Origin of the sequence: Micromonospora nigra (genome assembly GCF_900091585.1) — a bacterium.
Taxonomy (GTDB): domain Bacteria; phylum Actinomycetota; class Actinomycetes; order Mycobacteriales; family Micromonosporaceae; genus Micromonospora; species Micromonospora nigra.
In genome coordinates, this window is sequence record NZ_FMHT01000001.1 from 21832 (window position 1) to 34014 (window position 12183).

Annotated in this window: 14 protein-coding genes; 7 read left to right on the forward strand and 7 right to left on the reverse strand. The window is 72.6% G+C overall.

Annotated features, from left to right (window positions below):
* Position 1: 1 nt before the first annotated feature.
* From GA0070616_RS00095 to GA0070616_RS00105, 3 genes are all read right to left on the reverse strand, one after another.
* Entirely contained in the window at positions 2–1345 is a 1344-nt protein-coding gene (locus tag GA0070616_RS00095; RefSeq protein WP_139128792.1) for a M48 family metalloprotease, read from the reverse strand.
* Positions 1346–2392: 1047 nt separating this feature from the next.
* Complete coding sequence (locus GA0070616_RS00100; protein ID WP_091074582.1) at positions 2393–2590, reverse strand: hypothetical protein; 198 nt, start codon at positions 2588–2590, stop codon at positions 2393–2395.
* Between the two features lie 209 nt (positions 2591–2799).
* The gene (locus GA0070616_RS00105) at positions 2800–3420 is read right to left on the reverse strand and encodes a ParA family protein (protein WP_175439915.1); all 621 of its coding nucleotides are present in this window, start codon (positions 3418–3420) and stop codon (positions 2800–2802) included.
* 381 nt (positions 3421–3801) lie between these two features.
* On the opposite strand from GA0070616_RS00105, the gene GA0070616_RS27845 reads away from it, so the two are divergent.
* Positions 3802–4905, forward strand: a complete 1104-nt coding sequence (locus GA0070616_RS27845) for a coiled-coil domain-containing protein (RefSeq protein ID WP_175439916.1) — start codon at positions 3802–3804, stop codon at positions 4903–4905.
* A 25-nt stretch (positions 4906–4930) separates the two neighbouring features.
* Here GA0070616_RS27845 and GA0070616_RS00115 read toward each other — a convergent pair whose 3' ends face one another.
* From GA0070616_RS00115 to GA0070616_RS27850, 4 genes are all read right to left on the reverse strand, one after another.
* On the reverse strand, positions 4931–5299 hold the full coding sequence (locus tag GA0070616_RS00115) for a hypothetical protein (protein WP_139128787.1): 369 nt from the start codon (positions 5297–5299) through the stop codon (positions 4931–4933).
* Positions 5300–5401: 102 nt separating this feature from the next.
* Positions 5402–6079, reverse strand: a complete 678-nt coding sequence (locus GA0070616_RS00120) for a hypothetical protein (RefSeq protein ID WP_091074590.1) — start codon at positions 6077–6079, stop codon at positions 5402–5404.
* The gene (locus tag GA0070616_RS00125) at positions 6076–7782 is read right to left on the reverse strand and encodes a type IV secretory system conjugative DNA transfer family protein (protein ID WP_175439911.1); all 1707 of its coding nucleotides are present in this window, start codon (positions 7780–7782) and stop codon (positions 6076–6078) included. Before GA0070616_RS00125 ends, GA0070616_RS00120 begins: the two co-directional genes overlap by 4 nt.
* Positions 7783–7860: 78 nt before the next feature.
* A complete protein-coding gene (locus GA0070616_RS27850) occupies positions 7861–8031 on the reverse strand; it encodes a hypothetical protein (protein ID WP_175439912.1) in 171 nt (56 codons plus the stop codon).
* 534 nt (positions 8032–8565) lie between these two features.
* On the opposite strand from GA0070616_RS27850, the gene GA0070616_RS29075 reads away from it, so the two are divergent.
* The 6 genes from GA0070616_RS29075 to GA0070616_RS00150 all read left to right on the forward strand — a co-directional run bounded on the left by GA0070616_RS29075 (position 8566) and on the right by GA0070616_RS00150 (position 11656).
* Positions 8566–8694, forward strand: a complete 129-nt coding sequence (locus GA0070616_RS29075) for a hypothetical protein (protein WP_281187641.1) — start codon at positions 8566–8568, stop codon at positions 8692–8694.
* Complete coding sequence (locus GA0070616_RS00130; protein WP_091074593.1) at positions 8691–9089, forward strand: hypothetical protein; 399 nt, start codon at positions 8691–8693, stop codon at positions 9087–9089. The genes GA0070616_RS29075 and GA0070616_RS00130 overlap by 4 nt, the downstream gene beginning before the upstream one ends.
* Before the next feature lie 309 nt (positions 9090–9398).
* A complete protein-coding gene (locus GA0070616_RS27855) occupies positions 9399–9545 on the forward strand; it encodes a hypothetical protein (RefSeq protein ID WP_175439913.1) in 147 nt (48 codons plus the stop codon).
* Between the two features lie 66 nt (positions 9546–9611).
* Complete coding sequence (locus tag GA0070616_RS00135; RefSeq protein ID WP_091074595.1) at positions 9612–9983, forward strand: hypothetical protein; 372 nt, start codon at positions 9612–9614, stop codon at positions 9981–9983.
* A 381-nt stretch (positions 9984–10364) separates the two neighbouring features.
* Positions 10365–11171, forward strand: a complete 807-nt coding sequence (locus tag GA0070616_RS00145) for a hypothetical protein (RefSeq protein ID WP_091074621.1) — start codon at positions 10365–10367, stop codon at positions 11169–11171.
* A 38-nt stretch (positions 11172–11209) separates the two neighbouring features.
* Positions 11210–11656 (forward strand): Pycsar system effector family protein, encoded by a 447-nt coding sequence (locus GA0070616_RS00150; RefSeq protein ID WP_139128788.1) that lies wholly within the window; start codon positions 11210–11212, stop codon positions 11654–11656.
* The last annotated feature ends 527 nt before the right edge of the window (positions 11657–12183 follow it).

The following is a 12183-nucleotide window of genomic DNA, read 5'->3' on the forward strand; positions in this document are numbered from 1 at the left end:
ATCACCACCCCTTCCGGACCGTCGACCGGTCCGACCAGCCCGGCAGCGCCCGCGTCAGCGGGTGGTCCTCCCGCAGCGGCGCCGGATGCTCGCCGCGCTCCAGGCGTTCCAGTCGCAGTTCGTTCGGCGGATGGGTGGCCAGGACCGCCCGGTCCCAGCCGGACCGGTCTCCGTCGAAGCTGTGCCGCAGGTAGCTCAGGGCCGCCCGCAGGCCCGCGCCGTAGCCGGCCGCCGCCGCCACGGCGTCGGCCCGGTACTCGGCCTGTCGCCACAGCCGCGCTTGGACGGGGACCACGAGGTACCGCACCGTCACCAGCACCGGCCACAGCAGCACCCGCACGGCGAAGTGCAGCGGCCGGGAGGACCCGCGCAAGAGCCGGTCGGCCAGCTCGTAGAGCAGGTAGAGCGGCAGCGCCACGCCGCGCGCCCAGGCCATCGCCACCGGGTCGCCGGCCCGCCAGTGCGCCAGCTCGTGAGCGAGGACGCCGGCCACCTGGTCGCGGTCGTAGTCGAGCTGCTCCAACAGCCCGTAGTTGATGACGACGTGCCGGACGTACGCGCTCGCGTTGGGCTCGCGCCGGTCGTCGACCAGCAGCCGCGGCAACGTCCGCAGTCCCATCCGCGCCGCGACGTCGGCCACGATCGGGCCGAGCCACGCCGCCTCCCGGCGGGACAGCCGCCGGGCGCCGGCGATCCGTAGCCGGGTGCTCTCCGTGGCCACGGTCCACACCAGGTAGAGCGCGCCGACGACCAGCGCGGTCACGACCTGGCCGAGCGCGACCGCCCACGGCCACGTCGGGTCGCCGTCCGCCAGGGCTTCCCAGGGCCACACGGCCGCCATCCAGGCGAGCCGGCCGGCACCGTGCACCGCGCCGAGGACGCCGCCGACGATGCCGCCGACCTGAGCCGCAGCCGTGGGGAGTAGCTGCTCTGCCTTGATGGGCAGGGGGAAAACCCAGGTCAGGAGAGCGTCGAGGCGGGAGAGCACGCCCTGACCGGCGATGGTGCCGGACACCACGCCGGCGAGGCCGCCGAACACGGCCCCGATGGCGGCCAGGAGAACGACGAACGGCACGTTGAACCAGGCCGCGACGAGTCCGGCGCCGGTCCCGGTCAGGTTCCGGCCCAGGGTGGAGCGCGCCCAGGTGGCCCCGCCGGGCCCGTGCGGTCGGTCGCCCACCTGGTCGACGTCGACCGGCGCAACCGGGGTTGTCGGTGGCGGCAGCAGCTCGGCAGCCGCCGGCCGCCGTGGTGATGGGATGGGCGACCGCTCGACCGTGGCCCCGCAGCGCCCGCAGGCCGCCGCGCCGGCCGAAAGCGCCGCGCCGCACTGGTCGCAGAACACCCGGACACCTCCCCCGCGTACCGGCCACCGGCGGGCCAGGGCCGGCGGGCGATCAACTGTAGTCACTGCCAGCGACAGCGGGTGCCCCGCCTGCAATGAGCGCGCAGCGTGATCGGGAGTGGACGGAGAGTGCCGAAGATCCGAATGCGAGCCGCAATCTGATCTTTGCGCGGCGTGTCGGAAAGACAGAACGCCGGCCCGAGGGCCGGCGCTCAGTAGGTTATCGATTGCCTAGATCAAACAACCTAGGGCTGAGCATACCCGGTGCTGCTCACTGGCGCGAAGATTGGCGCTGGTTTTCGGAGGTGGGCAGAGGCTCCGAGCACGCCGGGAGGCGTCCGAATCAAGCGACCGGCCCGCGCGGGCCGTCCCTCAGAAGGTAGCTTCCGCGTATTGGAGTCGTCAGCCAGCGCGCGTTGCCCCGCGAGTGATCGCGGGAGCAGAACACGGCAGGCCCAGCGCGGCCGGGGCAGACCCGGCGCGGCACCGGCGATCTAGGCCATCCGGACCGACAAGAGCTGTCGACACATCCCGCCCTGGCGTCGGAGTAGTACCCGACGCGGCGTGGCAGGCCCGTTACCTGGCCCACCGTCGCCCCCTCCCTGTGAGTAGAGACCGTCCCGCCAGGGGCGGAATCTGCTTGCAGGGGGCGGGGCGCCGTCGAGGGCACGGAGAGTAACGAACACTCCCCCCAACGCGCACCAAGACCGTACGCACGGCCTGACGACCCGCACGAGGCCGCCGGCGACTCGCCCTAGGTCGGGACGTCACCGCGACCAGGTACGAACGGTGCCCACTCCAGACGGTTTTCCAAGGCCAGCCCCGTACGTACCTCGCGCGTGCGCGCGCGCGAGGCCGACAGGTGCGCGCGGACTTCCGCAGTTGCGGATCTGCGCACTTCCGCAGCACCGCCGCGCGCCTGGTCGACGGGCAAATGTCCTGGCCACCTCCACACGAGCAGGCATCGACGGGTGGTGGGTGGCCGAGCACATCCCGTATGGCATCCTAGGACGTTCTGCCGGTTGTGCCCGTGGCCACGTCACCGAGTCAGCGCCGCCGGTTGCCGCCGCTGCGCGCGAGTTCCTGCGCGACCCTCGCCGCGAGGTCGCTATCTCCGTCGAGGAGGCCGAGCAGCACCCGGACGACTTCCGCGCCGGCGACCTGGACCACGCCGATGTCGTCGGCCACCTGGTCGCAGTAGCGGCGTAGTCGACGGTGCTCCATCGGTGCCAGCTCGACCGTCATCCGTACCGGGTTGGTTCGGGGAGTCGAGCCGGAGCGCTGCGGGGTGCTCCGCGCTTCCGCAGGTGCGGACTTGCGCACTTCCGCAGGTGCGGAGTCGCGCGGTTGCGCAGGTGCGGAGAAGCGGGCTTCCGTGGTTTCCGCCGGCCGTTCGACGCCAGCGCCGGCGACGCGGGCAGCGCGGGCCGCGAGGTCGGCGCGACGACTCGCGCTCACCGCTCGCCCCACATGGTCAGCAGTTCCTCCGCTAACCGGGCGTGGGGTTCGTCCTTGCCGATCGGTGAGCCGAACGCCTGTGCGTACACCTCGCGGCGCGGGATGGTGGTCGCCAGCACCCGCCGGCCCTGCTCCGTGAGGATGTCCCGGTGCGCCTGGGTGCTGCTGGCCCTGGCTGTCACCCGGTTGAACAGCACCGACACGGACGGGTCATCGTTGCGGTAGCCGGCCGCGTCCTCGATGGCCTTCCAGACGGGGCCGACCCGATCCAGCTCCATCATCGACGGCGCCATCGTCACCAGGACGTCGGTAGCGACGCGCAGCGCGGACACCACGATGCCGTGGCGATCCTCCAGCGGAGGCGTGTCGATGACCACCAGGTCGAAGCGGTTGCGGTCGACCACGCCGGCGAGCTGGCGATGCAGCGTCGTGGACGGCAAGGCGACCGCCGGCAGCGGCCAGCCCCCGAGTTCCTGCCAGCGCACGGCCGAGCCCTGCGGATCGGCGTCCACGATGATCGGCCGCCGGCCACGGTCGGCGAATGCGTGGGCGAGGTAGGCGGCTGTCGTTGTCTTGCCGCTCCCGCCCTTGAGGTTGACGGTCGTGAGCACTCTCATGACCGGCCACGGTACGCAGGTCCGCATTTGCGCAGGTGCGGACTCGCCGGTGAGCAACCCGGCTGCCCCCGGTCAACCCCGTTCGAGCAGGGGGCGACGTCCGCCGGTGGTGCGTGGCGGGTCGACCAGGAGCCGGGCAGCGTGGACGCTCTCGGTTCAGGACAACTGCTCACCTGGGAGGGGGAGGGGTGCCGCGTCGGGTGGATCTTTCACCCCGGGGGGCGGGCCACAGTTGGTCGCCGTTCAGGTCAACTGCGCCACGGTGGCGGTGTCCGCCGGTGGGCGCGGCCCGCGACACGAAAGCCGAGCCGCCGCCCCTCTACATTCAATTTATTTCGTTTCATTCTGCCAACGAATCTAATTCTATGATATTATTTGGGCATGACTGACACGCAGACCCCCCAGGCTCAGCAGGAGTGCGCGTTTCCCGGGTGCGATCGCTCGGCCGAGCGAGCGGTGGGCCCCGGCAGGCCGCCGAAGTACTGCGAGAACCCAGAGCACAACGCGCAGACCGCGTTCCGCGTCCGGCAGGGCCGTCCGGCCGGCGGGCCGAGCGGCGAGCAGCCGGATCTGGGTCGGCCAGTGACGATGGCTGGCGATACGGCCGCCGGGTCGGTGAAGGCGATCGAGCGGCTCAGCCGGGAGCTGATCGACGCGTTGGGCCGACACGCCGAGGCGATGCGGACGGTCGGGGACGTCGACGCCGCCGAGGCGCAGATCGAGGCCGTCACCACCGAGGCAGCGCAGAAGGTCAGCGACGCGGAAGCCGGCCGGGCCGCCGAGCACGCCCGGCGGGTCGCCGCGGAGAGCCGCGCCGAGCAGCTGCGCATCGACGCCGAAGACATGGCCGCCCAGGTCGACCAGCTCACCGCTGACCTGGCCGGCACCCGCGCACGGGTGGACGAGCTGACCGGACAGGTCGAGCAGCGCGGCCGGGAGGTGGAGCAGGTCCGCGCCGAGCGGGACGAGTTGGCGCGGGAGCTGGAGACGGTGCGGGCGGAGTTGACCGCCGCCGGGCGGCGGGAGCAGGACCAGGCGGCCGTGCTGGAGCAGCTGCGCGGCCAGCTCGATGAGGCGGGCGCCGCCCGCGACGAGGCGCGGGCCGAGGTGTCCCGGCAGGCCGGCGAGGTTGCCCGGCTGACCCACGACGTGGCCGCCGCGACCGGCCGGGCGGAGCAGGCCGCAGGCGAGGCCGCCGCAGCGCGGACCGCGCAGCAGGAGGCGGAGCGGGCGCTGGCGCAGGCCCGCGAGCAGCTGCGCGCGGTAGAGCGGGAGCGGGACCAAGCCGAGGCCGGACGGACGTCGGCGGAGTCGAGGCTGGCCGACCGAGACGGGCAGGTGCAGGAACTGCGTGGAGAGCTGACCACGGCCCGATCGGCCGAACGGGAGGCCCGCGCTCAGGCGACCGACCTCACCAACCAGGTCGCCATGCTCGCCGGCCGACTCGCCGGAGGTGGTGACGCAGCCCCGCGTGGTCGCGGCTGACCGGGACCGCTGTCCGGGCGGTGAGCTACGCCGCCCGGCGCGACCCGCCGAGGCGGATCGGGTACGTCGGGGACACGCCCCGCACCCACCCGAGCGCCGCGGCGACGCCCAACGCCCACTCCCGGGAGACGCCGGCCGGCGCGTCGGGCCAGCCGTACACCACGGCGTCGGCGGCCATCTGCTCCCGCGCGATCGCATCCGGCCCGGCAACGACGGTTCGGCCGGTGGCCGGCGCCGACGTGTGCAGCTGCGCGACCCATTGCAGGCTGGTCAGCACCGCGCCGACGTACCGGTCACCCTGCTCGGTCTGCCACCGCCGCGCGGCCTCGGTCAGCACCGCGGCGAAGTCGACCAGCGGCACCCCGAGGTTGTCCAGCGGCACGCGCACATCCATACCCGTCAGGGTCCCACGGCCTGCCGACAGTCCGCCAGCGCATCAACGACAGAGGGCCCCGTGACGTGTTCACGGGGCCCTCTCGACGGTGTGCAGCCAGGTTCAGGTGCGGTAGTCGGCGTCCCGGGCCGCGCGTTCCTCCGCCAGCTGGGCCGGGGTCGGCGATGGCGCGGCGGTCCGCCCACGGGTGGCCGCCCACCAATCGGCGATGTCGGGCACGGCGTCGACCGTCGGGGCGCGCGGAGGCACCACGTCGGCCGGGCCGGTCGGCTTGTGCCGGGTCAGGTTGCACCCGCTCAACGCCTTCTTGATCCGGCGCACCACCCCCGGCCGCGCCCGGTCGTGCCAGTCGACGGCCCGAGCTGATGTCGCTTCCGGCGACACGAACGCGTCGTACCACGCCTGATGGAGCACCAGCAGTTCCTCGACCACCTCGCCATGCCACAGCCAGCAGCCCGACAGCTGCGCGTCGTGGTACCGGAGGTAGACCGCATCCAGCCAGCCGGCCAGCCCTTGCAACAGCCGCAGCGCCTCGTCGGGTTCATCGACCATCCACCAGGACACCACGGCGGCCGGCTCGCCCGGGCCACCGCCGGCGGCGGCCCGGGCCCGCGCGATGCCCTCAATCTGCGCGGAGAGGACCCCGATCACCTTGTGCGCCTCGCCGGCGATGTCGGCGGCCCGCGACGCGTTCGCCGCCACGGTCTCCACCCGCCGGGAAACGCGCTCAAGGTCGGCGCCGAGCGCCGAGACCGGCCGCCGCCACTCCTGATCCGTCACCGGGTCCGCACCTCCTCATCCTGGTCGTGGCTACGCGCGTCCGCCTCGTACGACGTGCTGTGCTGCTGGACGTCAAGCTTCGCCGTCCGGTTGACCTTCCGCACAGTGCGCCGCTTCCAGGCCATCTGAACGCGGCCGATGCTCGGCGCGAGCCCGCGCCGGATCAGCACCACGTACCCCTTCGGGAGATTGGCGATCCGGGCCGCCGACAGCACCGGCACCGATCGCGTGGACGTGCTGACCACCTTCCCATCGGCGTCCTTCGTCTCGACCACCTCGTCCCGCTCGCCGGTGAGGGTGGAGAACCCGGCCAGGTCCTCCGGATCGCGGGTGCCACCGAAGATGATGATGGTGGCCGAGTTGTTCAGGATCGCCGCCGCGCCTTCTTTGCCCCACCGCTGTTGCAGCTGGGCCCGGGACTGCGCGGCGATGTGGATGGTGATGTTCCGCCCGCCCATGTCGGCCGTCCACCGGTCCAGCGGGATCGGGCAGATCAGGGCCGCCTCATCGAGCGCGAGCGTCAGCGGCGGATCGAGCCGGCCGGACGGGCTGAGCGACGCGATCCGCCGGGCCTGCCGGGCGATCTCCGCCGTCAGCGCGGCGACCAGCGGAGCCACCACGGCATCCTCAGCGCCGAGCAGGTACAGCGTGCCGCGCAGCCGCAGGAACTCGGCCACGTCGAACACCTCGTCGGGGCCGCCCTCGGTCGTCGCCGCGGCGGTCGGGTCGGTGAGCCAGGCCAGCGCGGGCCGGATCGACGTGGTGATGCTGCTCCGCGTCCGGTCGTTGGTGTCGAAGAACCCTGCCGCCACCTCCCGCATCTCCGGTGCGTGGTCGAGCAGCGACAACACCGAGTCCCGAGCCTGGTCGGGCCGGGAGATCCAGCGGAGCACGTGTCGCATGGTGTGATCGCCGACCGCCGCCGCGTGCAGCAGCACCGCGAGCACCTGGCGCGCCTGATCGGTCCAGAACGCCCGGTCACCGGACCCACCTCCGCCGCCGAGGTTGGTCGCGGCGTCGATCAGGTCGGATGCCCGGTCAGATGCTCCCCGGGCCGTTTTGCAGCCGGACAGGGGGGAGAACTTAACGTTGGTGGCCACGTCACCGAGTCCGGACGGGTTGAACACCATCAGCGGGCCGACCTTGGCCCGGGTCGGGCCGGTGAGAAACAGCAGGTCCGTCCGGGTGGACGTGACCACCGTCGCGCCGCGCGCGTCGAGAATTCGGCAGGCCATGCTGCCGGTCTTGCCGGTACGCGGACCGCCGAGGCTCAGCGTGACGTCCTCCACCGGGGAGAACACCCGCACCATGCCAACCCGGGCGATCGGCGCGGCGTATTCGGTGACGGGCGTCCGCAGCCGCTGGTACCACGACCGGTCGCCGAGGCTCGGCCGCAGCACGAGGGCCTGCCGGCGCATCGCCCACGCCGACCCGTGCCGCAGGACGTCCCAGCTACCGGCCACCCCGCCCTGCCGGCGGGTTCGCTCGGCCCACCGGTCGGAGGTGGCCTTGCTGCCGCTGCGGTTGGCGGTCCACCGGCCGAGCGCGCCGGCGCCGATGGCCAGGCCACCAGCGATCAGGCCATAGCCGACGGAGTGGTCGAGCACCTCCGTCGGGACGGACTGCGCGAGCCACCCGCTGCCGCAGCAGATAGCCGCTATGCCGGTCGATCGGGCGGGGAATCTAGTCTGTGTCGAAGTCATTCCGGGCTCCATCCGGGGTGATCAGGGGCCGTGGCTGCGGTGATGACGCAGCCCGGCCCCGCCTTATGTGCGGGTTGATCAGGCTCCACGTTCGGTGAGGTAGGCATCCAGCGCGCGCTCGGTGACGTGTTGGATCTTCACGCCGTGCTGTGCGGCGTACTGCCGTAGCCGGTCGGACACCGTGGCGTCGATCCAGCAGTGCAGCGCCTTTCGGTCGGTCCCGCCGCTGGTGGGTGGACTGTCGGGCATCGGCCGCCTTTCTCTCCGTGATCACGTTGCTCCGTTGAGCAGCAAAGGTCAATGTACATCCATGTAGATTTTCTAGCAAGATCGAACGGTGTCGACTTACGGACCGTCCACACTCAGCCCAGAACGGACGGTCGCGCGTCGACTCCACACGTTCGGGGCGCTGCCCCCTTCCCCGCGCCTCGCCGGCGGGGCAGGCACCAGGATGGGGAAGATCGGCAACCGTTGCGGCGGTCAGTGGTGTCCGGGGTCGATCCACCCCGACGCCCTGCCGCAAGGGCAACCACACCGACCACCAGGGCGCAACCCAACCCCGGTTGCACCCTGCCGGCCGGCGCGGTCGATCGGAGATCAGGCCGCCGGGATGGATCTCTAGCCCCGGACGTGTGGGAAGCGGGTCCGTCGTGCTCGCGCTATCTGAACTCTTCCTGCTACCTCTTTACAAGTTCGACTTGTAAAATGGAGGTAGATACAAGGCGGCCCCCGGCGGTGCTGACGACACCGACCGAGGGCCTAGATCGGGAGGAGTCCCCGACCATGACCCGACAGGCTACCGGTAAGCCCCGATCCCGATGGGTGCTGCTGCCCTGCGGCCGGCACTCCGTGACGTTGTGGGGCAACGCGAAGCCGCCCACCTCGTGCGACGACTGCGCCCCGCAGCGATGAGCGCCGACCGCCGGCGCGGCGAGGTTCCCCGGACCAGCGCGGCCGAGGAGCCGTACCCGCAGCCGAACATCGAGCCCGCGCAGGGTGAGGAGTCGCCCGCCCGTTCGATCTACTCCCTGGCCGACCCGCTCCGCATCCCGGTGGGCACGCGGGTGTGGTTGGTACCCAAGACCATCGGTGCGCCGGCGATCTGCTGGAAGGAGCCGCGCGGGTCGTGGGTCCGGTACGAGCACCCGTACGCGGTGGTGCTGGTCGACGGCGTGGAGCACCAGGTGCACGAGCGCAACGTCCGACTGACGGACCCTGCTCGCCGGTACCTGGCCGCGCCGCCGGCGCCGAAGCCGAAGCCGCGGCCGGAGTTCCCCGACGGGTTCGATGAGGTGCCGCTGTGGTGACCCGGCGGACACTCCCGGCGCGATGAGCGCGACGCCCGGCGGGCTGGACTGGACGAAGACCGGCAGCGCCGGCCCGCCAGAGCCGTGCGTGATCTGCGGAAAGCCGGCGATCTGCCGTAGTCCCAAGGGCGTGCCGTGCCACAAGACGTGCGCCGAGGACTGGACGCGGCAGCGCCGTACCTGACCAGCGACGGAGGCCGTGGGCCGGACCAGGGGGAGCCGGCCCGCGCGGGAGCCGCCGAGTGGCGGGAGGTAGCTCGCGCGAGGTGCTGACGACACCGAGCGGGAGCCAGTCGGGAGGAGTCCCCGATGAGCAAGGCCCAGCAGATCCAGAAGGCAGCGGCGCAGCTCGACGCCGCGAAGAACGTCCAGCGGGTGATCGGTGGCCGTGCCGCCGACCAAGCCGTGAAGGACGCGACCACCGCGCTCCAGCAGGTCGCCGGCCGCCGCCGGTAGCCCCTCCGTGGTCAGGTCGTCGGTTCCCCACGGGACCGGCGACCTGGCCACCCCGACGACCAGGAGGTGACCAACCCGATGCCCGGCCCGCTCTACACCGCCGAGGAGGTGTTGGCCGTCGCCGCAGCCGCGTACCTGCGTGGTCGCTACGACCGCGACGTGTTGGAGCTGCGCGGCACCTGGGCCGAGCACGACGAACCCCGCGCCACCCGAGAGCGCCTGATCGCCGAACGGCTCGCCGAGATGGACCAGGCCGCCCGAACCCGGGCCGCCCGCGAGGGCCGCACCTATCGGCCCTACCAGGGCGGCCCGGTCGACTGGCACACCGGCGACCCCGGTGGCGCCGACCCGGCGGTGCTCGGGGGAGCGCGACGACCAGGAGGTGAGGCCCGCCCGGTAACGCCTGGTAGTAACGCCGCCATCAACGCCCACGGCTGACCATGACCGGTTGGCGGTGGGCGTGTCGCGTGTGGAGGGCTTCCCCTTTACAAGTCCGACTTGTAGAATGGTGGGAGAGCGGGGACGCCGCTCACCATCGAGAGGGGACACGGTGGAGACCACCGACCGCGACCAGATCGCGCGACACCTGTACTGGGCGCACTACGTGACCGCGCCGGACATGGCCGCCAGCTGGACCGAGGCGTGCATGGCCGAGTGGGACCGGGGCGACGTGAGCGCCGACATTCGGGCGGAGGTGTACCGCCGGGCGGATGAGTCGATCGTGGCCGAGGCCCGCCGGCAGGCCCGGATCGAGCTGGGCGAGCAGATGACCGCACGAATGAACGCGCTCACCCCGATCAGGCGCTGCTCTACGACCGGGTGCTGGCCGAGGCTGGCGCCGACGGCCGCGACTGCCGGGACGTGCTCCGCGCCATCGACGCGCCGAACATCGACCGCGCCGTGGTCGCTGACCTGCTCGGCGGAGACGGACTTGGCGACGAGTTCCGGCAGCTGGACGACGACCAGGGCGACGACGCGACGACCGGCGGCACCGCTGACGACCTCCGCCGCCTGGCCGATGACTGCGAGCGCGCCGCCCGGGGGTTGCAGGTAGACGCCGACAACCCGGCCGAGGTGCTGCGGGAGCGCGGCTACGGCGGCGACGTGGACAGCGGGCAGCTCGACCCGGCGACGTGGGGTGCTCGCAAGGCAGCATCCGCCGCGGCGGCCCGCGCATACGCCGAGCAGCTGCGGAAGGAGGCCGACAGCCACACCGACGGCCAGGTCGACCCGGCCCGGATCGCTGAGGCCAAGCGGGTCGCGCAGGCTGCGGCGCTCGGCGGCATCCTGACCGACTCCCGCGAGTTCGTCGGCCGCGACCCGTGGGCGAGCGAGGAGGTCCGCGCTGCGGAGCGCGCGGAGGCTGAGCGGGTCGCCGAGGAGATCGAGGCAACCGGCATGTTCGAGCACGTCGCCGAGGAGGGGCAGGTGCCGTTCTGGCAGCTGCGGAAGCCCGAGCCGGTCGCCGAGCAGGAGCCGGCCAGCACCGACCGGGCGTGGCCGAGGGTGACGGAGGTCGAGGCCGCGCACACCAACGCGATCCCGACGGCGCTGGAATGGCTGCGTGAGGAGCGCGCCGAGCGGAAGCGCGCGCGCCGCGAGGACGACATGGCGGACGGTCTGTGATGGGGCAGCCGGAGACGCAGGCGCGGCAGGAAGGCTCGGTGAGCACCGCGCTCGCGCAGGAGGTCGCCGCCGTGGAGGCGCAGCTGGCCCGGGCGGACGGCAAGGCCGCCCTACTGATCGGGTTGACGGGGGCCGCCGCCGTCGCGGCCCCGGGCGTCATCACCGGCGCCCACCTCTCCGCCGTCGCGGCGGTGCCCGGGTGGCTCGCCGCTGCGGCGATGGTCGGCGCGGCCGGTCTGCTGCTCGCTGGCGTCCGGCCGGCGCTCGGCGGTGGACACGGGTTCGTGCGGTACGCGCGGATGAGCCCGGCGCAGCTGCTCCAGGACGTCGACGCGTTGGCCGGCCCGGAGGAGTCGGCGCGGCGGCTGGCCGACCTATCGCGGATCGCCGTGGCGAAGTACGTGCGGATCCGGCTGGCCGTCGATCTGGCGCTGGTCGGGCTGGCGCTCGGCGTGGCCGCCACGATCGCGGGGTGGGCCGCCTGATGGGCAAGCCCCGATCCGATCGAGAGATCCTCGCCGCGTACGAGTGCCCGGCAGGCGGGCTCTGCGACTGCAAACACCCCGGCGGCCAGTACGCCTGCCCGAACTGCGGGTGCGACTGCCGCTGCCCGACCCGGATGCGCCGACGACTGGCGACCCGGACGCCTGCCCTGCTGCGGCAGCTCCAGCGCCGCGTAATCGAGGACGGACCGGCCAGGTCGTATCTGGCCGGTCCTCCACCAACCGTAGTGGAGGACCAGATGAGGAATGCGATCACGGGTAGGCGGTGGCGCCGGCCAGGGAGGGTGTGCCCGCCGTGGTGCGCTGGAGACCACCAGTGCACCGCGCAGCACGGCTACGCGTCCGGTGAGCACCGGTCGGACCCGATGGCGTGGCGGTTGGCGTACGGCCGCCTGGTGGCGACCCGCGTCGAGACCATCGACGGCGGAGCCGGTTGGAGCTGACCGGTTCGATCCGCCTGCCGGTGGACGAGGTGGAGGCGCAGCGGTGGGCGTCGCAGCTTGCCGTAC

Excerpts from the sequence above, each read along its gene's own strand:
- GA0070616_RS29075 (WP_281187641.1), top strand. The coding sequence starts at position 8,566 with ATGACCCGACAGGCTACCGGTAAGCCCCGATCCCGATGGGTGCTGCTG.
- GA0070616_RS00115 (WP_139128787.1), bottom strand. The coding sequence starts at position 5,299 with ATGGATGTGCGCGTGCCGCTGGACAACCTCGGGGTGCCGCTGGTCGAC.
- GA0070616_RS27855 (WP_175439913.1), top strand. The coding sequence starts at position 9,399 with ATGAGCAAGGCCCAGCAGATCCAGAAGGCAGCGGCGCAGCTCGACGCC.
- GA0070616_RS00105 (WP_175439915.1), bottom strand. The coding sequence starts at position 3,420 with ATGAGAGTGCTCACGACCGTCAACCTCAAGGGCGGGAGCGGCAAGACA.
- GA0070616_RS00130 (WP_091074593.1), top strand. The coding sequence starts at position 8,691 with ATGAGCGCCGACCGCCGGCGCGGCGAGGTTCCCCGGACCAGCGCGGCC.
- GA0070616_RS27850 (WP_175439912.1), bottom strand. The coding sequence starts at position 8,031 with ATGCCCGACAGTCCACCCACCAGCGGCGGGACCGACCGAAAGGCGCTG.
- GA0070616_RS00100 (WP_091074582.1), bottom strand. The coding sequence starts at position 2,590 with ATGACGGTCGAGCTGGCACCGATGGAGCACCGTCGACTACGCCGCTAC.
- GA0070616_RS00125 (WP_175439911.1), bottom strand. The coding sequence starts at position 7,782 with ATGACTTCGACACAGACTAGATTCCCCGCCCGATCGACCGGCATAGCG.
- GA0070616_RS27845 (WP_175439916.1), top strand. The coding sequence starts at position 3,802 with ATGACTGACACGCAGACCCCCCAGGCTCAGCAGGAGTGCGCGTTTCCC.